The sequence below is a fragment of the Acidobacteriota bacterium genome, assembly GCA_039683095.1.
Taxonomy (GTDB): domain Bacteria; phylum Acidobacteriota; class Aminicenantia; order Aminicenantales; family Saccharicenantaceae; genus RBG-16-66-30.
Genome location: JBDKSB010000011.1, coordinates 155,331 through 176,306, shown reverse-complemented (window position 1 = coordinate 176,306; position 20,976 = coordinate 155,331). Strand labels below are relative to the sequence as shown.

Annotated in this window: 13 protein-coding genes; 6 read left to right on the top strand and 7 right to left on the bottom strand. The window is 67.7% G+C overall.

Going from position 1 to position 20,976, the window contains the following annotated elements; genetic code table 11:
* The first annotated feature begins 208 nt into the window (after positions 1-208).
* Positions 209-2,179, top strand: coding sequence for an APC family permease (locus ABFD52_07525; protein MEN6560607.1), 1,971 nt, complete (start codon positions 209-211; stop codon positions 2,177-2,179).
* Between the two features lie 198 nt (positions 2,180-2,377).
* Positions 2,378-5,470, top strand: coding sequence for a DUF5107 domain-containing protein (locus tag ABFD52_07520; GenBank protein ID MEN6560606.1), 3,093 nt, complete (start codon positions 2,378-2,380; stop codon positions 5,468-5,470).
* Between the two features lie 58 nt (positions 5,471-5,528).
* Here the strand turns inward: ABFD52_07520 and ABFD52_07515 are convergent, their stop codons facing one another.
* Together ABFD52_07515 and ABFD52_07510 are read right to left on the bottom strand one after the other, a co-directional pair.
* Positions 5,529-7,268 carry a M14 family zinc carboxypeptidase gene (locus ABFD52_07515; protein MEN6560605.1) on the bottom strand — a complete coding sequence of 580 codons (1,740 nt, stop codon included), beginning with the start codon at positions 7,266-7,268 and terminating at the stop codon, positions 5,529-5,531.
* Between the two features lie 28 nt (positions 7,269-7,296).
* Complete coding sequence (locus ABFD52_07510) at positions 7,297-8,619, bottom strand: ChaN family lipoprotein (GenBank protein MEN6560604.1); 1,323 nt, start codon at positions 8,617-8,619, stop codon at positions 7,297-7,299.
* 110 nt (positions 8,620-8,729) lie between these two features.
* Here ABFD52_07510 and ABFD52_07505 point away from each other — a divergent pair, with 110 nt between their 5' ends.
* Positions 8,730-9,923, top strand: coding sequence for an MFS transporter (locus ABFD52_07505; protein MEN6560603.1), 1,194 nt, complete (start codon positions 8,730-8,732; stop codon positions 9,921-9,923).
* A 7-nt stretch (positions 9,924-9,930) separates the two neighbouring features.
* Here the strand turns inward: ABFD52_07505 and fusA are convergent, their stop codons facing one another.
* Positions 9,931-12,027, bottom strand: a complete 2,097-nt coding sequence (fusA, locus tag ABFD52_07500; GenBank protein ID MEN6560602.1) for an elongation factor G — start codon at positions 12,025-12,027, stop codon at positions 9,931-9,933.
* A 425-nt stretch (positions 12,028-12,452) separates the two neighbouring features.
* On the opposite strand from fusA, the gene ABFD52_07495 reads away from it, so the two are divergent.
* The 3 genes from ABFD52_07495 to ABFD52_07485 all read left to right on the top strand — a co-directional run bounded on the left by ABFD52_07495 (position 12,453) and on the right by ABFD52_07485 (position 15,911).
* A complete protein-coding gene (locus tag ABFD52_07495) occupies positions 12,453-12,815 on the top strand; it encodes a helix-turn-helix domain-containing protein (protein MEN6560601.1) in 363 nt (120 codons plus the stop codon).
* A 162-nt stretch (positions 12,816-12,977) separates the two neighbouring features.
* Complete coding sequence (locus ABFD52_07490; GenBank protein MEN6560600.1) at positions 12,978-14,033, top strand: hypothetical protein; 1,056 nt, start codon at positions 12,978-12,980, stop codon at positions 14,031-14,033.
* 84 nt (positions 14,034-14,117) lie between these two features.
* Entirely contained in the window at positions 14,118-15,911 is a 1,794-nt protein-coding gene (locus ABFD52_07485) for a tetratricopeptide repeat protein (protein ID MEN6560599.1), read from the top strand.
* 15 nt (positions 15,912-15,926) lie between these two features.
* Here ABFD52_07485 and ABFD52_07480 read toward each other — a convergent pair whose 3' ends face one another.
* The 4 genes from ABFD52_07480 to ileS are packed head-to-tail and all read right to left on the bottom strand — an operon-like array spanning position 15,927 to position 20,905.
* Entirely contained in the window at positions 15,927-16,853 is a 927-nt protein-coding gene (locus ABFD52_07480; GenBank protein ID MEN6560598.1) for an RluA family pseudouridine synthase, read from the bottom strand.
* Positions 16,840-17,643 carry a prolipoprotein diacylglyceryl transferase gene (lgt, locus tag ABFD52_07475; GenBank protein MEN6560597.1) on the bottom strand — a complete coding sequence of 268 codons (804 nt, stop codon included), beginning with the start codon at positions 17,641-17,643 and terminating at the stop codon, positions 16,840-16,842. The genes ABFD52_07480 and lgt overlap by 14 nt, the downstream gene beginning before the upstream one ends.
* Positions 17,625-18,116: a signal peptidase II gene (lspA, locus tag ABFD52_07470; protein ID MEN6560596.1), complete on the bottom strand. Its 492-nt coding sequence runs from the start codon at positions 18,114-18,116 to the stop codon at positions 17,625-17,627. The genes lgt and lspA overlap by 19 nt, the downstream gene beginning before the upstream one ends.
* The gene (gene ileS, locus ABFD52_07465; protein MEN6560595.1) at positions 18,113-20,905 is read right to left on the bottom strand and encodes an isoleucine--tRNA ligase; all 2,793 of its coding nucleotides are present in this window, start codon (positions 20,903-20,905) and stop codon (positions 18,113-18,115) included. The genes lspA and ileS overlap by 4 nt, the downstream gene beginning before the upstream one ends.
* Positions 20,906-20,976 lie beyond the last annotated feature (71 nt).

Genomic DNA, 20,976 nt, shown 5'->3' with positions numbered 1-20,976 from the left:
TTCTTTCCCAGGTCCCTTCTTCATCGACGCCGGCGGCCGGATGGTCCGCAATCCGGCCCGGATCGGGAAGCCCGTTGCCTCCGTCCTGTCCGGCAGGACTCACGGCAGATCCCGCCCTTGCTTTTCGCCGCCGAACGCCTATAATAAAGCGCAATCGACTTCCCCATCGAACCCTCGAATAACCCCGCAATATCCTCCAGGTTCCAATATGAACGACGAAAACAAGACGATCGGAGGCCGGATCAGGCGGACGCTCTTCGGCAAGCCCCGCAACATCAAGGACCCGTCGCTTTTCCATAAGCTCGCCCTGATCCCGGTCCTGGCCTGGATCGGGCTCGGCGCCGACGGGTTGTCCTCGGCGTCCTACGGCCCGGAGGAAGCCTTTCGGACCCTGGGCCAGCACACCTACCTGGCCGTCGGCCTGGCCCTGGCCACGGCCCTGACCGTCTTCATCATCTCCTACGCCTATTCGCGCATCATCGAATATTTCCCGTCCGGCGGCGGCGGCTACATCGTCGCGACGCATACGCTGGGCGAAAAGTTCGGGGTCATCTCGGGCGCGGCGCTCCTCGTCGATTACATGCTGACGATCACCGTCTCGATCGTCTCCTGCGGCGACGCCCTGTTCAGCTTCTTCCCGCTGGCCTGGCAGCCGTACAAGACGGTCTTCGAAGTCGGAGCCGTCCTGTTCCTCGTCGTCATCAACCTGCGCGGCATCAAGGAATCCGTGACCCTGCTGGCCCCGATCTTCCTGACCTTCGTCGTGACCCATGTCCTCCTGATCGGCTACGGGCTCCTGTCCCACCTCGGCCAGGTCGGGCCGGTCTCCCAGAGGATCGCCGCGGACTACAGGTCCGGGCTGGCCGCGCTCGGCGGCTGGGGGGTGCTGTTCCTGTTCCTGCGGGCCTTCTCCATGGGCGGCGGGACGTTCACCGGCATCGAGGCGGTCTCGAACGGGCTGCAGATCCTGCGCGAGCCCCGCGTCCAGAACGGCAAGCGGACCATGGTCTACCTGGCGACGTCCCTGGCGGTCACCGCCGGCGGCATCCTCGTCTGCTATCTCCTCCTGGGCGTCGCGCCCATCGCCGGGAAGACGCTGAACGCGGTGCTGGCGGAGAAGGTCTTCGCCGGCTGGGGCTTCGGGCCCGTCCTGGCGCTCGTCACCATATTCGCGGAAGGGGCCCTGCTTCTCGTCGGGGCCCAGACTGGCTTCGTCGACGGGCCCCGGGTCATCGGCAACATGGCCGTCGACTACTGGTTCCCCCACCGCTTCGCCTCGCTTTCCGACCGCCTGACCATGCAGAACGGCGTCCTGCTGATGGGCGGGGCCGCCCTGGCCCTCCTCGTCTATTCGAAGGGGCGCATCTCGACCCTGGTCGTCATGTACTCGATCAACGTCTTCATGACCTTCTCGCTCTCGGAGCTGGGCATGTCCCGCTTCTTCATCCGCAGCCGGAAGACGGAGCCGAACTGGAAGAAGCACCTGCCGGTCCACCTGACCGGCCTGACGCTCTGCCTGACTATCCTGATCATCACTACAATCGAGAAGTTCACCCACGGCGGCTGGCTGACCCTGGTCATCACGGCCGTCGTCATCGCCCTCTGCTACGCCATCAAGGGCCACTACAACCGGGTCCGCCGGGGCGTCCGGGAGCTCGACGACATGCTCGTCGCCATCCCGCACCGGGGCGACTATAACGCCGACCCGACCAATCCCAACGAGATGACGGCCATCCAGCTGGTCAGCGGCTACTCCGGCTTCGGCGTCCACACCTTCCTGTCGATCATCCGGGGCTTCCCCGGCCTCTACAAGAACTTCGTTTTCATCTCCGTGGCCGAGGTGGACGCCGGCGCGTTCAAGGAGTCCGAGTCCGTCGCCCACCTGACCGCCGCGACCAAGGATTCCCTCAAAAAATACGTCGACCTGGCCCGGCATCTGGGCTTCCCGGCCGAGTCGCGCCTCGATGCGGGCATCGACGTCGTCGCCACCGCCACGGCCCTGTGCGAATCGGTGACCAAGGATTTCCCCAAGTCCACTGTTTTCGCCGGCCAGACCGTCTTTCGCCGGCCGGGCATGATCAACCGCATCCTCCACAACGAGACCGCCTTCGCCATCCAGCAGGAGCTGCGCTGGAAAGGGATCACGACGGTCATCCTGCCGATCCGGATCAACATCTAGGTTCGATCCGGGATCATCGGCCGAACTCCTTCTCCCGGCCGTGCCCGGGATATCGCTCCTTGCCCCCCCGCCGCGGAAACCTTTCGGCTGAAGCGCGGGGATCGAGCCAACGACGCCATTAGCCGAGCGGCGTTGACAAAAGCCCGCCGTGCGCATAATAAGGGAGGGACAAGATCGCCGCAGGATTAGGAGGCTCGCATGATCCGGAATCGCGCCGGGAAAAACCCGCTCTCTCCGCCCGCTTTCGCCGGCGCCTTGTTCCTCCTGGCCCTGGCCCTCGCCGCCGGCGCGGCCTGCCGCCTCGGCTCGTCCCCCGGCGCGACGGCCGAGGAGAAGACGGAAACCATCCGGACCTACCCCTTCGCCGATCCCGACCCCGTGCCCATATTCGCCCGGTCGTCGATGTGGGGCCAGGGCGCGAGGCTCTATCCCTATTTCATGTTCGACCGCTTCACAGCGGAGGGCGTCGATCGGCCCTGGACCGTCGTCCGGCTGAAGAACCCCTACGTCGAGGTCGCCGTTCTGCCCGGGGCCGGCGGCAAGGTCTGGGGGGCCAGGGACCTGGCCACCGGCCGCGACTTCCTCTATTGGAACCATGTCCTCAAGTTCCGCCAGATCGCCATGCGCGGGCCCTGGACGTCGGGCGGCATCGAGTGGAACTTCGGCGTCGTCGGCCACGCCCCGACGACCGCCACGCCGGTCGACTACCTCGTCCGGCGGAACCGCGACGGCAGCGCCAGCGTCGTCGTCGGCGCCATGGACCTGGCCTCGCGGACACGCTGGAGCGTCACCGTGACCTTGCCCAAGGACAGCGCCGCGTTCGAGACCCACGCCCTGTGGGTCAACCCGACGCCCTTCAGCCAGTCCTACTACGCCTGGTCCTGCGCCGCGATCAAGGCCGCCGACGACCTCAGGTACATCTTCCCAGGCCAGTGGTTCATCGGCCACGACTATTCCGTGCCGCTCGAGTCCTGGCCCGTCGACCGGACCGGCCGCGACCTCTCCTGGTACCGTAACAACGCCACGCCTGGCTCCAAGAGCTACTTCACGGTCGGCCAGTATGCCGATTTCTACGGCGGCTGGTATGAGAAGGCCGACGCCGGCTTCGGCCATTGGTCCCCCTACGAGGACATGCCGGGGCGCAAGGTCTGGATCTGGGACCTCTCGCGCTCTGGCGAGATCTGGGTCGACCTGCTGACCGACAAGGACGGCCAGTACACCGAGCCCCAGGCCGGCCGCCTGCTCAACCAGTCCGACCACGGCGATTTCGCCCCGGGTTCGGCCGACCGCTGGCAGGAACACTGGTTCCCCTACCGCGGCATCGGGCCCATGACCAGGGCCACGCCCGAGGCCGCGCTCAGCGCCGTCCGCGGCGGCGACACGCTGGATCTCGGTCTCTACGCGATCCGGCCCCTCGCCGGCGACCTGTCCGTAACGGCGGCCGGCAAGGAGATCTTCCGCGAACGCGTCGCCCTCCGGCCCGAGCAGACCTGGAAGAAGAATGTCGCCCTGGCCGGCACGCCCGCCGGCGCCTCCCTCGAGGTCCGGCTGGGCGCCCAGCTCCTCTACGCGAGCGCGCCCGGCGCCGGCGACCTCGAGCGGCCGATCCATTTCAGCGCGCCGTCGGGCGGCTCGGCCGAGGCCCTGTTCCTGCAGGCCCGCGGCCTCGAGCGGGAACGCCGCCTCCCCGAGGCCCTCGACAAGTACCTGGCCGCCGCGGCCGCGGAGCCTCTCCATGTCCGGGCCCTGGCCCGGGCGGCCGAGCTCTATACCCGCAGGGGCGAGCCGGCCAAGGCCCTCGAGCTGGCCGGCAGGGCCCTGTCCGTGTCGATGTACGATCCCGAGGCCAATTACGTCTACGCCGTGGCGGCCCGCCGCCTGGGCCGCCTCATCGACGCCAGGGAGACCCTCGGCTGGGCGGCCCGCTCGCCGCAGTTCGAGGCCGTGGCCAGGGTCCAGCAGGCCGAGATCGCCCTGGTCGAAAAGGACTATCCGGCCGCGGTCGAGTACGCCCTCAAGGCCCTGGTCGCCGACGATCTGAACATCAACGCGCTCGAGGTCCTGGCCCTGGCCGACCGCCTGGCCGGCCGCGAGTCCGACGCCAACCGCGTCCTGGCCTGGCTCCTCGAGGTCGATCCGCTCGACCACCTGGCCCGCTTCGAGAAGTACCTCCACAGCCGCAAGGCCGGGGACCTCGAAGCCTGCAAGTCCCTGATCCGCAGCGAGTTGCCGCACGAGACCTGGCTCGAGATGGCCGCGTTCTATCGCCGCCTCGGCCTGGACGCCGACGCGGTCGAAGCCCTGAAGGCGGCCCCGGCCCAGACGACGGTCCTCTATACCCTGGCCTATCTCCTGCGCGAGAGCGCCCCGGCCGAGAGCGCCGCCTGTCTCGAGAAGGCCTCGTCGGCCTCGCCGCTCCTCGTCTTTCCATTCCGCGAGGAGGAGATCGCCGTCTTCTCCTGGGCCCTGGCCGCCAGGCCGGCGGATTGGAAGCCCAAGTATTACCTGGCCCTGATCCTCTGGGGCAAGGGCCGCCTCGATGAGTCGAGCGACCTCCTGGAGATGATCGAGAACGCCGATTTCGCGCCGTTCTACATCGCCCGCGGCGCCTTCCTGGAGAAGACCGACCCGGAGCGCGCCGTCGCGGACTACCGGCGGGCGGTCGAGATCGACGCTGCCGCCTGGCGGACCCGCCACGCCCTGACCGCCTGCTTCCTGCGGCAGGGCAAGGCCGCCGAGGCCCTGGGCGCGGCCCGGAAAGCGGCGGCCGACTTCCCGGCAGAGGTCCCGCTCCAGGTCGACCTGGCCGAGGCGCTGCTCTCCGCCGGCGATCCCCACGAGGCCGCGACCGTCCTCGATGCCGTCGCCGCCCTTCCCTACGAAGGCGCGAGCGACATCCACGGGCTCTACGTCCGGGCCCACGTCGGGATCGGCCTCGAGGCCATGAAGAAGGCCGCCTGGGCCGAGGCCGCGCAGGCCTTCGAGCTCTCCAAGCTCTACCCGGAGAAGCTCGGCACCGGCGCCCCCTTCCACCCCGACAGCCGGATGCAGGACTATCTCATCGCCCTCTGCCGCGACAAGATGGGCGAGAAGGACAAGGCCGCGGCCCTGCGCGAGTCCATCCGCGATTACACGCTGAGATACTGGGACGAGAACCAGCCCTACGGATATTACGGCGGGCTTGTCCTGGAAAAGCTCGGCCGCAAGGAGGACCGGCTCAAAGCCCGCGAGCTCCTCGGCCGGCCCAAGCCGCCGGCCGGCGTGCTGGAGATGATCAAGCGGCTCGGCTAGCGCCGGCCGGCCGCCCACCCCGGGCTTTCGCGCCGCCCGGGCCCGGGGCGGGTCCTGCCTATTCCCAACGCTTGTAGGGAACGACGGCGGGCGCCGTCTTGCCCGTGAAGCGCAGGATCTCGAAGACGCCGCCGGCTTCCGGCACGAGCTTGAACTTCCAGTAGCGGATGAGGCCGAACTCCGATTGCGGCTCGAGCAGGCAGGGCACGAGGTTGGCCGCCGGCTGGACGCAATCGACGTAGAAATCGCCCTTCCGGACCGGGACCTCGACGGCCCTGGCGGCGACGGCGATCTTCTCCGGGGCCAGGTAATCGAGCCCGGCCGGGACGATCTCCTTAACGTCGTAGGCTTCGGCGCTCGCCACCCCGTCCCTGACGACGAGTCCCACCTCGACGCCCAGGCCGAGCAGGGCCTCGACGATATCGAGCCGGTCGCCGCGGACGATGTAGCCGCGCGGCCTGGCCACCGAAAGCGTCGGCTCGACGTTCGGGAACCAGTTCTTGACCACCTCGTCGACGATCTTGACGTTCCGCGGCGCGGGATAGGGGGCGATGTCGGCGGCCGTGAGGGTCTCCCCCGCCTTCTTGTCGACCTTGAGGACGCCCCGGATTGGCGGCTCGACCGTCTCGAACGCCTTGAGCAGCAGCTGGGGCTCCTTCGGGTCGCGGGCGAACTTCATCCGCAGGTGGACGGGATCGGCCGCGTCCCGGACGGCGGCCCGCTCGAGCAGCCGGGCCCGGTCCCGGCGGACCATCTCCAGGACGTCCGCGGCGTGGCCGGCGACCGACTCGAGCCAGGCCCTCAAACCCTGGTATTGCCAGCCCGTCCGGGCCTCGAGCGTCCCGATATCGTGGCGCGACGCGCCTTCCTGGATGAAGGACAGCGTCTCGAAGATGCCCAGGCTGTTGCGGCCGTCGTTGAGGTCGGTCGTCGAGAAGCGCTTCATCTCCTCGCGCGGGCCGGACGCCCCCTGGGCATAGGCCGCGCCCGACGACGTGTCCAGGCCGAGGTCCTCGGTGACCAGGTATTCGTGGAAGGCCACGCCCTTTTTTTTCAGGGCCTTCTCGATCTCGGCCAGAAGGACCGATCGCGAGAACTCCTGCAGGTCCTTGCCGATGTTGGCGTTGGAAACGCAGCCGATGGATACCCGGTAATAATCGTCGCCCTTCTCGTGGACGTCGATCGTCGCCTCGGGCGTCCAGCGGCGGAAAACCCGGTGGATGGCCCGCACGCCCTCGGCTTCGAGCTTGACGTGGTCGCGGTTCATGTCCAGGTCGAGCTCATTCACCCGGACGTCCATGAAGTTGCCGTAGGGATTGGTCTGGGGCATGGCCAGGACGTTGATCTTGTCGAGGAGCGGACGGAGCTCTCCGACGGCCAGGTCCCGGACGAGCCGGAGCACGGCTTCCTTGGCCGACTGCTCGTTGCCGTGCTGGGCGGCCGTGAGGAGGACGGTCGGCTTCTTCCGGTCGAGCGCCCCGGGCGTCGCCGCGCCGTTCGCGCTGAGGACGGCCAGGAAGATCTCCCGGGCGCCATACGCGTCGGCCGGCAGGCTCCGCCCGGCGGTCGAAACGGCGACCCGGTCGGAAGCCGCGGCGAGGCCGCTCAGGAACGCCGCGACGGCCTCGTTCTGGCTGTATTCACGATAGTCGGCCAGTTCCGCGGGGGTCTTCAAGATGGCCTGCCCGGCGGCCCGGGGCCGTTCTTCCGCGGTCCCGGCGGAGGCCGCCCCGATCGCCATCAGGCAGCCGGTGAGGATCGCGATCGCCGATATCTGCGCCGAATTGAATCGCTTCATGGGTCTTTTCTCCTGGAGCGGAAGTATGTTAAGGCAATTCCTTGTCCGCGGCCACTGCGGGCGCCGCGGACCGCTCGCACTTGAGCGCGACGTCCTTGACCGCGCCGGCCCGCAGGACCTCGAACCTGACCTCGCCGCCGCAGCGGAGCTTGGCCAGCTCCATCCGCAGCTCGTTGATGTCCGTGTAAGCCTTCCCGTCGACGGACAGGATGACGTCGCCCTTCTCGAAGCCGGCCCGGCTCGAGGCGCCCTCGGCCGGCTTCGGGTCGACGACCAGGTTCTCCAGGCCCTCGACCTTCTTGAGCCCCAGGCCGATGTTCGGGAAGGCGGGCTTGTCCTGCGCCGCCAGGCCGAAAACATAGTCGCCGATCGCCCGGCTGACCGTCAGGTCCTTCTTCCCGGCCGGGACCTCGACGGCGATGACCGTCCTGAACGGCAGCTTCGACCGCTCGAAAGCGCGCCGGTTCAGGCCCAGGTTGTAGAGGAGATGCCCCGAACCGGCGCAGACGACGACGCGCCGCCCCTCGGCCTGGGCCGCCCTGACCGCGTTCGCCCCCATGACCTCGTCCCAGGCCGACTGGCCCCGATAGAGGCCCTCGAACATCATGTCGAGTCCGGCGCCCTTCATCGCCTCCGGGATGTCGGAGGACTCGAAGACCGTCCTGATGAGCGTCCGATGGTCCTGGTTCGCGAGATCGGGAGGCCCCGGGAAGAAGGCCTTCTCGGCGTCGCTCAGGGCCTCCCAGCCGCCCATGCGGATCGTGTTGATGACCTCGCCCGGCGCGTTCAGGGCGTAGACCGGCAGCCGGTGCTCCCGGGCGAAGTCGAAGATCTTCTCGTAGTAGCCGAAGTTGAAGTTCCAGGTGACATACCAGTTGAGCTGGCGCAGGAGCTCGTCCCTGGTCAGGATGCTGTCCGTCCACCTGTTGAGGGCCTCCTGGAGGGTCACGGGGATCATCTCCAGGCCGATGGCCAGGCGCCGGTCCCTGGCGTAGAGGGCCCGGATGACCTGGAACTCTACCTCGTGCATGGGCATCGAGTTGTGGGTCTCGCCGACGTGGACGATCCGGGCGGCCATCATCTCGTCGGCCATCCGCTCGAAGCCCAGGGGCCGGCCGGTCCGCCCGGAGAGGATATCGCCCGGCGCGACGGCCATGACCTTGTCCCTGAGCCGGGGATCGCCGATCTTGAGAGTCAGCGTGGGATCGGGCTTGTCCGCGGCGGGCTTGTCCGCCTCCTGGCCCCGAGCCGGGGTCGAGGGCGACGCCGGGGCCTGGGCGAAGCCGGGAGCGACGGCAAGGATGCAGGCGATCAGGAAAACAAAGCCCGCGGCGCGCTGGAAATGCGTCATGAGACCCTCCGTCCGGCGGATTGCCCCCGTATCATATCCGCGGCCTTCCGGACCTGTCAACGCGTCCGGGATAGTTCTTTTTCCCTGCCGACGCGCTATAATTATCGTCCATGCCGCAAGAACCTCTTGCCGGGACGAAGGCCGCGGCGCCGCCAGGGACCCGCGAGACCATCCGCACGTTCGCCTGGGCCTCGTTCCTCAACGACATGGGCTCGGACATCATCAACCCCGTCTGGCCCCTCTTCGTCACCCAGGTCCTCAAGGCCAACATGGCCGCGCTCGGCTTTCTCGACGGCCTGGGCGAAGCCGTCGTCTCGCTGTCGCAGGCCGTCGCCGGCTACTATTCGGACAAGATCCGCAAGCGCAAGGTCTTCATCTGGACCGGCTATCTCTGCGGCGCGGTTTCGCGGCTGGGCTACGCCGCCTCGTCGGTCTGGCAGCACCTCATCCCCTTCCGCGTCCTCGACCGGGCCGGCAAGATCCGCGGCGCTCCGCGGGACGCCATGCTGGCCGATATCTCGACTGACGCGAACCGGGGCCGTAATTTCGGCCTGCTCCGGGCCATGGACTACTCCGGGTCCGTCGCCGGCATCCTCATCTCCATCGCCTTCTTCAGCGTCCTGGGCTACCGGCTCCTCTTCGCCCTGGCCGCCATCCCCTCCATCGTCGCCGTCTTGCTCATCCTGCGGAACATCCGGGAGGAAAGAACCCCGGTGGCCCGGGTCTTCAAGGGCCTGTCGTTCAAGGACGTCGGCAGGAACCTGTCCCTCTACATCGTCCTCAACGCCGTTTTCGCCCTGGGCGCCTTCACCTATTCGTTCCTGCTCCTCTACGCCAAGTCGGAGGGCTTCAAGACGGGCGCCATCCCCGTCCTCTTCCTCGTCTACTCGGCCGTGGCCGCCTTCCTGTCCTACCCCTTCGGCCGGCTCTCGGACCGGATCGGGCGCAAGCCCGTCATGTTCCTGGCCCTCGGCGCCTGGGCCGTCGTCTGCACCGGAGTCATATTCGCCCGCGGCCTGGCGGCCGTCGGCCTGCTGTTCGTCCTCTACGGCGTCCACAAGGCCGCCCTCGACCCGGTCCAGAAGACGATCGCCGCCGAGCTCGCGCCAGACGCCTACCGGGCCTCGGTCTTGGGGGGATTCCAGATGGTCATCGGCGTGTGCGCCTTCCCGGCCTCCATGGCGGCCGGCGTCCTCTGGGACAAGATGGGCAGACAGGCCCCCTTCGTTCTTTCGCTGGGCTTGACGGCGGCGGCCGCCCTGCTCCTTATCTTCGTCAAGGGGACGAAGAAGCCGGCGGCTTAAGGACCGGTCAGTCCTCTTCTTCGGGCTTGACCCGGCCTTCCTTGACCGCTTCGGCGATGATCTTCTGCTGGATGTTCGAGGGCGCTTCCTCGTAGTGCGAGAACTCCATGAGGAAGGAGCCGCGGCCGCCGGTGATCGAGGTCAGGGTCGGTTCGAAGTCGAGCATCTCCGACATCGGCACCTGGGCCTTGAGGACGCGCATGGGGCCCTTCTGCTCCATGCCCTGGACCCGGCCGCGCCGGCCGTTGAGGTTGCCCATGATGTCGCCCATGTAGGCCTCGGGCGTGTAGATCTCGACGTTCATGACCGGCTCGAGCAGGGTCGGCTTGGCCTCGCGGATGCCCTTCTTGTAGGCTTTGTTGGCCGCGATCTTGAAGGCGATGTCGGACGAGTCGACATCGTGGTAGGACCCGTCGTAGAGGATGGCCTTGAAATCGACCGTCGGGTAGCCGGCCAGCACGCCCTTCTTGCGGGCTTCCTGGAGGCCCTTCTCGACCGAGGGGATGAAGTTGCGCGGGATGGCCCCGCCGAAAACCTTGTCCTCGAACTCGAAGTCCTTGCCGCGCGGCAGGGGCTCGAACTTGATCCAGCAGTCGCCGAACTGGCCGCGGCCGCCGGTCTGCTTCTTGTGCCGGCCCTGGACGTCGGACTTGCCCTTGATCGTCTCGAGGTAGGAGATCTTGGGCGGCTTGAGGTCGACGTCGACGTTGTAGCGCTTCTTCAGCCGCTCGGTGATGATGCGGACGTGGAGCTCGCCGTTGCCGGAGATGATGAGCTGGGAGGTGTTGGGGTCGCGCTCGATGCGGACCGTCGGGTCCTCCTCGGTGATGCGGTGGGTGGCCTGGGAGATGCGGTCCTCGTCGGCCCTGGTCTTGGGCTCGATGGCGAAGGAGATGGACGGCAGCGGGAAGTTGATGTCCGGGAAGACGATCCCGGAGCCCTTGACGCAGAGCGTGTCGCCCGTGGCCGTGACCTTGAGCTTGGCCGTGGCCACTATGTCGCCGGCCTTGGCCTGGCCGGCCGCGATCTGCTCCTTGCCCTGGAGGAAGAAGAGGCCGCCGAGCTTCTCGTCGGCGTCGCGGTTGGGGTTATAGACCGCGCCGTCGGGGTTGACCCGGCCGGAGAAGACGCGCATCAGGGAGATCCGGCCCGTGTAGGGGTCGGAGATGGTCTTGAAGACGATGGCCGCGAACGGGCCGTCGGCCGAGGGGGCGACGGCCTTGTCCTCGCCCTTGATCGCGGCCTTGACCGCCCCGGCCTCGACCGGCGACGGCAGGTAGGCGATGACGCCGTCGATGAGCGGCTGGGCGCCGATGTTGGCCAGGCCCGAGGCCGCGAAGACCGGGTAGATCTGGTGGCGGCGGATGCTCTTCTTGAGGCCGGCCTTGAACTCCTCCGGCGCGAGCTCGCCCTTGTCGAAATACTTCTCCATGAGCTTCTCGTCGGATTCGGCGACCATCTCCATCAGCTCTTTGTAGCGGCGCTCGACCTCGCCGGCCAGGGCCTCGGGGACGGCCGCCTCGGTCATCTTGCCGCTCTCATCCTTCTCGAAGAGGTAGGCCTTCCGCTCGACGATGTCCACGACGCCGGCGAAGTTCTTCTCCTCGCCGATCGGCAGCTGGACCGGGACGGCCTGGCGGCCAAAGAACTCGCGGACGGATTCGAGGGCGCGGCCGAAGTTGGCGTTCTCGCGGTCCATCTTGTTGATGACGAAAAGGCGCGGCAGGCCGCGCTCCTCGATCATCTCCCAGACCTTCTCGGTGCCGACCTCGACCCCGGCCACGGCGTCGATCAGGACGACGGCCCCGTCGACGGCCCGCAGGGCGGCCCGGGTGTCCCAGAGGAAGTTGCTGTAGCCGGGCGTGTCGATGACGTTGATCTTGTGGCTGGCCCACTCGCAGAAGCAGGGCGTCGCGTTGATCGAGATCTTGCGCTCGATCTCGTCGGGATCGTAGTCGGTGATGGTGTTGCCTTTGTCGACCTTGAGCAGCCGGTTGGTCGCCGCGGCATCGAACAGGAAGGCCGACGCGAGCGTCGTCTTCCCCGAAGAGCCGTGCCCGGCCAGGACGATATTTCTTATTGCTTCGGCCGAATAGTCTTTCATCCTCGAGCCTCCTGGGATTCTCGGCGAAAACGAAAGGCTATTTTACCCAAAAAGGGCATCGGGCTCAAGAGGAATATCCACGTTATGACGGAGGGCGCCGCAGGGCTCGGGGGTCGCCTCCGCCCCTCTTTCGGCGCCCTTCTCACGCGTTCTAACCGTTTCTCTTCAGAGAAGCCCGATATTCGACGGGAAATAGCCCCGTTTTCAGGAACGGGTCAGCGGCATAAAGAGAGTGCCTGGGGACGATGAACGCGTCGGGACCCGCGTAACCAGAGCGAGGCGAAAACACGCTGTCTGGCGCATCCCTGTCGCACTTCCGCTCATCCCAGTCGCATTTTTCCACTTGCCATCGGCGTGCGGCGATCTAATGTTTTCAAGTGGATTGAAATTATTGGAGAGCGACGGCCGCAGGGTCCGGGAAAGACATGATCCAGCCGAACGAAGCCGGGAAGCAGGGGGCCGGACAGGATGGGCAGCCTGAAGCCCGCCCGGCGGCCCTGTCCCGGGAGCTCATCTCGCTTTACGTCCGCCACGTCTGCCTGGACGACCGCGCCGGCCTGAAGAAAGCCCTCGACCGGCTCGAGCGGGACATCATCGTCTATGTGCTGGAACAGACGAACGGCCGGCAGAACCAGGCGGCAAAGATCCTCGGGATCAAGCCGACGACGCTGCATTACAAGCTCCGCAAGCTTGGCATCACGCCCGTCCGCGTGTTCGAGGCCGCTTCGCTTCCTCCCTCCCGGCCCTCCCCCGGCGTTCAGGAATATCACGTTCGTTCAAAAAGGTGAACGTTCCCGGATAGCGCCCCGGCAGCGCCGCCGCGGCCGCCCGGCCCCGGAAGCAACGCGATGCGAAGCGTCGCGGCGCCCGTCGGCCATGATGCGTCAGGCTCTTGAATCCCGGGTTGCCGCGCCGAGATTCACGGCGGCCGGTATCGGGGGAGGTGCCGGATGCATTCCTGGCGGGAAAAGATCGTCGGGGGCGCGCTCGTCCTGTGGGCGGCCCTTTACGCGTTCGCCCGGCCGGGGACCGGGCCCGGGAGCGCGGACCCGGACCGCTCGGTCCGGAAGACGATCGTGCCCGGCGGCTGCCGGATTGCCTACCGATGGACGGACACGAAGGGCTTGGTCCGGTCGATCGAGCTGGCCATATCGGATGCGGACCTGGCGGAGTCCGAGCAGGCCCTGGGATTCCCGATCGAGGATCTGAGGCGGCATCTTCTCGAGGCCGAGGCCCGCATCCGCCGGGAACGGGGCCTGTCCGCCCTTGACATCGCCAAGCGAGCCGTCTCCGATGCGCCCGTCCCCGCCGGCTTCCAGGTCAGCCAGGCTCCGGCCAGGGATTTCGAATTCGTCCTGAAGTCCGACCTGCCCGAGTGGACGGCGGGCGAAGCCGAGGCGGCGAGCATCATATCGGCTTTCGAGCAGCGGTGGGAGGCCACCCATAAGGAGGTGGAGGAGCGCCTTCGGGCAGAATTGAAGAAGTACGCCGAAGCCCATGGCATGCGGCTCGCATCGGGCGGCCTGGCCGTCGATTATCGGCGCCTCGTCCGGGCCAGCTCGGCCCGGATGAAGCCGATCGCCGAGGCCTTCCGGCGGTCCTTCGGGCCGTCCAAGGCCGGTCTGCTGGCCGCCCTGCATTCCTTCGTTCAGGCCATCCCCTACCGGCCGACCCCGGCCGTGGACGGCGGCCGGTTCTGCTCGGGGGTCGATGTGCCGCTCCGGGTTCTCGTCGACGACAACGGCGACTGCGATTCCAAGGCCGTGCTCTTCGCGGCGCTCTGGCTCCGGCTCTCGAATTACCGGGTCATCCTGATCCGCGTGCCGGAGCACATGCTCGCCGGGGTCGCCGTGCCGCTCTTGCCGGGCTCGTCCCTGACCTTCCAGTCGGTCCGGTACCTGCTGCTCGAGATGAACTGCGAAGGTCCGGCGCCTCCCGGGCAGATCAGCGCTTATGCCGCGGACGCCCTGGCCCAGGGGAACTTCAGGTACATCATCGTCAATTAGGCCCGAGGCCGGGGCCCCTGGTTCCCCGGGCCCCTCTTGCTTTCCAAAGGCGGGTCCGCTACAATTTTTTCGGGGAAAGCAGGAATGGGATCAGGGGTCATTCTCGATTCCTGGAAGGCCGTCGCGGACTACCTGAACCACAGCATCCGCACCTGCCAGCGCCTGGAACGCGAGGCCGGGCTGCCCATCCACCGCGTCGATGATTCGCCCAAGTCCCGGGTCTATGCCGATTCGGAAGAGCTCGACCAGTGGCTCAGAAGAGCGAAACATCACGGCCTGCCGTCGTCGCGGCGCCGGCTGATCATGCGGGCGGGCCTCGCGGTCGGCTACCTCGTTGTTCTGATCGTGACGGTCTTCGTGGCCCTGCGGGCCGGACGGCTGAAGAAAAGCGTCGATGCTCCGTCGAGGCCGCCCGTCTCCCTGGCCGTCCTGCCGGTCCTCAACGATACGGGGGACGCCGGGCGCGAGGTCCTCGGCGGCCGGCTCCAGCGCCGGATCATCGCCGAGATCAGGGCCAAGACCGGGGAGGGCCTCGCGGTCGTCAACGCGCCGGCGGTGGCGGAATCCCTGAAGGCCCTCGACGCCTCCGGCCGCGTTGACCCGTCCGAATCCCTGATCCGGTCCCTGATGAGAAGGACGGAAGCGACCCATCTTTTCGTCGGCCATTTCTGGAAGAAAGCCGGCGGTTGGACGCTGAGCTATGACCTCTTCGGCCCGAGTGACCGGCCCGCCAGCGCATCGGTCAGCGCCGGCGAGGATCCCCTGGACCTGGCGCCCCTCGTCGCGGACAAGCTTCTCCCCGCCCTGGGCCTGACCGCGTCCCCAGGCCGCTCCCCTGGCCTCGAGCCGGGCCTGAAGGCAGCCGGCGACGACCCCGGACCGTTCCTCGAGGAGGCCCAGGCGGCCGAGCGGGCTTCCGTCTCGGAATTCGACCCGGAGCGGCTGCGGCAGGCCGTCGGCCTCTATCGCCAGGCCATCGCGGCCCGGCCGGGCAGCGCGCGCGCCCATTTCGGCCTGGGGCATTGTTATCAGAACGAGTATTATGGCTCCGGCGGCAGCGACCAGGCCGCTCTCGAGGCCATGGCCGCCGCTTACCGGGAGGCCCTGCGTTTGAACCCGGGCCTGCCCGAGGCGCTCCTCGGCGCCGGCTGGACGCAGCTTCTCAGCGGCAACGTGGACGAAGCCTATGCCTGGTTCAAGAAGGCCCGCGACCTGGCTCCCGCCGAACTCGAGGTGAACTATTACACCGGGGCTTTCCTCGGACATATCGGCCTGGCGGACAGGGCCGTCTTCTACCTGACCCGGGCGATCGACCTGGGCGACCGGTCGACCCGGGCCTACCGCCTTAGGGCCTTCTACGAGACGCTGGCGGGTCAGTTCGGCGCAGCCGAGCGGGATACGGCCAGGCTCTGCGTGATGAATCCGGCCAGCGCCCGGGCGTTTGCCGTGCATGCCCGGTCCCTGCTGCTGCTGAATGATCTGGAGGGGGCCCGGCACGAGATCACGGTCGCCATGGTCCTGGCCCCGGAGGACCCGGACGTCCGCCTGGCCCAGGCCGTCCTCTGGGCGGCCGAGGGAGAGAAAGACAAGGCCATCGGAGCCCTGCGGGCTTTCCGGAACCACTCGCCTGTCCCGGGGATGGACGCGACCGCCGTATATGCTTTTCTCTGCCTCCCCGACGAGATGCTGGCCGAGATCCGGGCGGGACTCGAGATCTCCCGGCGGAGGCTGCACCGGGTCGATTACCCCTTCCCGCTCCTGAACGGCCCGCTGGGCCCGGTCTGCGGGGTCATCCTCAACCACCCCGGCTACCGCCAGATCCTGCGCCAGGTCGAAGCCGAGAAGGACAGTCTCCGCAAGAAGCTCGGCGGGCTCTGAGGGATCCTGCCCCGTTCAGGTCTTCAGGGACAGCTCGCGGGCGATGACCGCCTCCAGATCGGGCGGCAGGGGCGAAGCGAAGGTCAGCCGCTTATCGTTGTCCGGGTGGAGGAAGGACAGCGTGTGGGCGTGGAGGAAGATGCGGGGGAACTCGCGCGGCTCGCGCTTCCGGCCGTAGACCGGGTCGCCGCAGACGGGGTGCCCGGCCGCGGCCATATGGACGCGGATCTGGTGGGTCCGGCCCGTGACCGGCTTGACCTCGAGCAGCGTGGTATCCACGAAAGCCCGCTGGACCTGGAAGAAGGTTTCGGCCCGTTTAGGGCTCCGGGCCCGGATGGAGATCCGCGAGCCCTCCGTGGGGTGCCGTCCGAGCGGCCAGTCGAGCTTGCCCGCGGTGTCCGACATCCGGCCCCAGACCAGGGCCAGGTAGGTCTTCCAGACCACGCGCCGCTTGAACTGGTCGCGGAGGTAGGAGAAGGCCCGGCTCGAGCGGGCTACGACCATGACCCCGGAGGTGTCCTGGTCCAGGCGGTGGACGATGCCCGGACGCTCCCCGCTGCCGACGGCGGCGACCTCCGGGAAGTGATGGAGCAGGGCGTTGACCAGCGTCCCCGACGGATGGCCCGGCCCCGGGTGGACGACGAGGTGCGGCGGCTTGTCGATGACTATGACGTCAGGGTCGGCGTAAATGATCTTGAGGGGGATGTTCTGGGCGACGAGGACGCCTTCCGGCTCGGGGATCCGGTACTCGACGTGGACGCGGTCCCCGGGCTTGATCTTGTAGCCGGCTTTCCGCGTGAACGTACCGACCCGCGCGCCGCCGGCGTCGATGGCCTTGCGGACCTGGGCCCGCGACAGGCCCTCGATCCGGTCGGCCAGGAAAACGTCGAGCCGCAGGCCGCCGTCGGCCTCGGGCCCGGCCACGAAATCAGCTGTGGGCAACCTGTCGCCTCTTCATGATGACATAGAAGACGGCCCCGGCGATGAGCCCGAGCAGGCAGTAGAGCTGCGGGTAGGACAGGCTGGCGAAGGCGGTCGCCCCGCGCAGGAAGTAGGCCTTGTCGCCGTGGTCGCCGCGGAAGTACTCGGTGAAGAAGCGGATGACGGAGTAGTTGATGATGTAGAAGGCAAAGACCTGGCCGTCGAACCTCTTCTTCTTCAGTATGAAGTACAGGACGACGAAGTTGACGAAGTTGAGGGCCGCCTCGTAGAGCTGGACCGGGTGCATGGGCGTTTCGAGGTGGACGCCGGTCAGCTGGGCCGCGTACTTGCTAGTGAAGGTGACCGCCCAGGGCGCGGCGCACTCCCGGCCGTAGCAGCAGCCGGCGCTGAAGCAGCCGATCCGGCCGAAGCCGTGGCCCAGGGCCAGGGCCGGGACGATGACGTCGGCCGTCTTCCAGGTCGGGATCTTCCGGCGGTGGAAGTACCACAGGGCGAAGACCACGCCGAAGGTCAGGCCGCCCTGGAAGACGCCGCCCGACTGGGCCAGCGACAGGAGCTCCTTGGGATAGGCCGTGTAATAGGAGATGTTGCTGAGGAACAGGATGAGCTTGGCCCCGACGAGCGCGACGATGATCGTGTAGAAGGAGGCGTCCATGATCCGGTCGGCGTCCAGGCCGGCCTTTTTGGCTTGCCGGAATATGAACCACAGGGCGAAGGCCACCCCGACGGCCATCATGAAGCCGTAGGTGTGGACGGTCAGGGGGCCGATCTTCACGAGGACGGGGAACATGCGGGTTTCCTCCTGAACAGGACGACGAGCATCAGGCACGCGCCGATGGTGATGCAGGAATCGGCCGCGTTGAAGAACGGCCAATGGGCTTTCCCGACGTAGAAGTCGAGGAAGTCGACGACGTAGCCGCGGACGAGCCGATCGAACTGGTTGCCGACCGCCCCGGCCATGATCAGGGTCAGGGAGACCTTCATGAGCTTGTCCGAGGCGGGCGTCTTGAAGAAGTAGTAGACGACGAAGGCCAGGGCGGCCAGCGAGGCCGCCGTCAGCAGGGCGAAGACGAGCGTGTTGCCCGTCTGGGAGAAGGTGCCGAAGATGGCGCCCTTGTTGTGGACGCGGGTGATGTTGAAGAAGCCGGGGATGACCGGCACGGAGTCGTAGAGCGGGAGCTTGCGGGCGACGAGGTTCTTGGTCGCCTGGTCCAGGGCGATCAGGGCGCCCGCCAGCAGGAAGTACGGGCCGTTCGCCTTCATGCCCGGCCTGCCTTGACGGCCCGGGCGCAGCGGGCGCACAGGGCCGGGCAGTCCGGGCTCGTCCCGACGGAGGTCGAGTAGTTCCAGCAGCGCTCGCACTTGGCGCCCGCGGCCTTGTCGACCGCGATGACCAGCTCCGCGCCGCCCGGGGCCTTTTCGACCTCGACCTGGGAGACGATGAAGAGCGCGGCCAGGCCGGCCCGGCGCGCCTCGAGGAAGCCGGCGTCGGCCGGGGAGGCCTTCAGCGTCACCCGGGCCTCGAGGGAGTTGCCGATCAGCTTCGATTCCCGGGCCTTCTCCAGCTCCTTGAGGGCCTTCTCGCGGACGGTCAGCAGGCGCTCCATGTCGGCGGTGAAGCCGCGCGGGGCGGACTTCAGCCAGTCCGTGGGGCCCGGGAACTCGCCCAGGTGGATCGACGGGTCCTTGCCTTCGAAGGCCGGGACGAAGGCCCAGGCTTCCTCGGCCGTGAACGACAGGACGGGGGCCATGAGCAGCAGCGAGTCGTGCAGGATCGTGAACATGGCCGTCTGGGCCGAGCGCCGCTCCGGCGCGTCCTTGGCCGAGCAGTAGGCCCGGTCCTTGACGACGTCGAGATAGAAAGCGCTCAGATCGACGGTGAAGAAGTCGAGGATATCGTGGAGGATCGGGTGGAACTCGAATTCCCGGTAGGACTTGACGACCCGGGCCCGGACCTCCTCGAAACGGTGGAGGATCCAGCGGTCGAGGTCGACGAGGTCGGCCTCGGCCACGGCGTCGCGGCCGGGCACGAAGTCGGCCACGTTGCCGAGGAGGAAGCGCCAGGTGTTGCGGATCTTGCGGTAGGCCTCGACCAGCCGCTGCTCGATCTCCGGGCCGAAGCGGGCGTCCTCCTTGTAGTTGAGCATGGCCGCCCAGAGCCGGACGATCTCGGCGCCGCTGCGCTTGATGATCTCGCCGGGCTCGATGACGTTGCCCATCGATTTCGACATGGCCCTTCCCTGCTCGTCGAGGATGAAGCCGTGGGTGATGCAGGTCCGGAAGGGGCTGCCGCCCTTGGCGTCGACGCCGACGAGGAGCGAGCTATTGAACCAGCCGCGGTGCTGGTCATGGCCCTCGATGTAGACGTCGGCCGGCCAGGACAGGCCGGGGGCGCGCTCGATGACGTTCTGGGACGAGCCGGACTCGAACCAGACGTCGAGGATGTTGTATTCCTTCTCGAAATCCGTCCCGCCGCAGGAGGCGCAGGCGGCGCCGGGCGGGACGAGCGCGGCGGCGTCGCGGACGAACCAGGCGTCCGAGCCCTCGACGGCGAAGATGCCGGCGACATGGCGGGCCACGCCCGCCGAGGCCAGCGGCGCGCCGCAGGCCCGGCACCTGAAGGCCGGGATGGGCACGCCCCAGGAGCGCTGGCGCGAGATGCACCAGTCGGGCCGGCCGGCCACCATGCCGTCGATGCGGTCCTGGCCCCACTCGGGGATCCAGTTGACCTGGGCGATGGCCTGGCGGGCCTTGGTCCGCAGCCCGCCCTTGTCCATGGAGATGAACCACTGCTCGGTGGCCCGGAAGATGACCGGGTTCTTGCAGCGCCAGCAGTGGGGGTACGAGTGCGTGATCTGGGTCTCCTTGAGCAGCGTCCCGTCCCGCTTCATGTCGGCGGTGATGAGGGCGTTGGCCTCGAAAACCTGCAGGCCGGCGTAGCGCGGCACCTCGGGCGTGAACCGGCCCTCGTCGTCGACCGGCGTGTAGATGTCGAGGCCGTAGGCCAGGCCGGTCAGGTAGTCGTCGTGGCCGTGGCCGGGCGCCGTGTGGACGCAGCCCGTGCCGTCCTCGAGGGTGACGTACTCGGCCAGGACGAAGACCGAATCACGGTCGATGAACGGGTGGCGGGCCTTGAGCCCCTCGAGGGCGCGGCCAGGGAACGAGGCCAGGACCTTGGGCTCCGGCCAGCCGAGCTCCCCGGCGACGACTGGCAGGAGGCGCCTGGCCAGGATGAAGACCTCGCCGCCGGCCTCGGCCGCGACGTACTCGTGGTCGGGATGGAAGGCGACGGCCATGTTGGCCGGCAGGGTCCAGGGCGTGGTCGTCCAGATGACGACGGAGACCTTGCGCCCGGCCAGGGCCGGGAACTTGGCCCCGAGGCCGGAGACGACCGGAAAGCGGACATAGATCGAGGGCGAGGTCTTGTCCTTGTATTCGATCTCGGCCTCGGCCAGGGCGGTCCGGTCATGGATGCACCAGTGGACGGGCCGCTTGCCCTTATAGACCTCGCCGTGCTCGAAGAAGGCGCCCAGGTACTCGAGGACCTTGGCTTCGTAGGCCGGGGCCATGGTCAGGTAGGGCTTTTCCCAGGCGCCGAGGACGCCCAGACGCTTGAACTCGCCGCGCTGGATGTCGATGAACTTCTCGGCGTACTTGCGGCAGGCCTCGCGGACGGCCATGACCGGCATGTCCTTCTTCTTGCCGCCGAGCTGCCGGTCGACGTGGATCTCGATCGGCAGGCCGTGGCAATCCCAGCCGGGGATATAGGGCGCGTAGTGGCCGAGCATGGACTGGGACTTGACGATGAAGTCCTTGAGGATCTTGTTCATCGACGTGCCCAGGTGGATGTGGCCGTTGGCGTAGGGCGGCCCGTCGTGGAGGATGAACGGCGGACGGCCGGCGGCGGCCCGCTTCTCGAGGATCTTCTCGTAAAGGCGGCCGGTCTCCCAGCTCTTGATGATCTCCGGCTCCTTCTGGGCCAGGGAGGCCTTCATGGCGAAATCGGTGCGCGGCAGGTTGAGCGTCGCCTTCACGTCGGACTTGTCGGCCATCGGGGGACTCCGTTAAACAAAATACAACGGCCCATTATAGAACAAGTTGCCCGTTCCCGCCACCCGGCCCT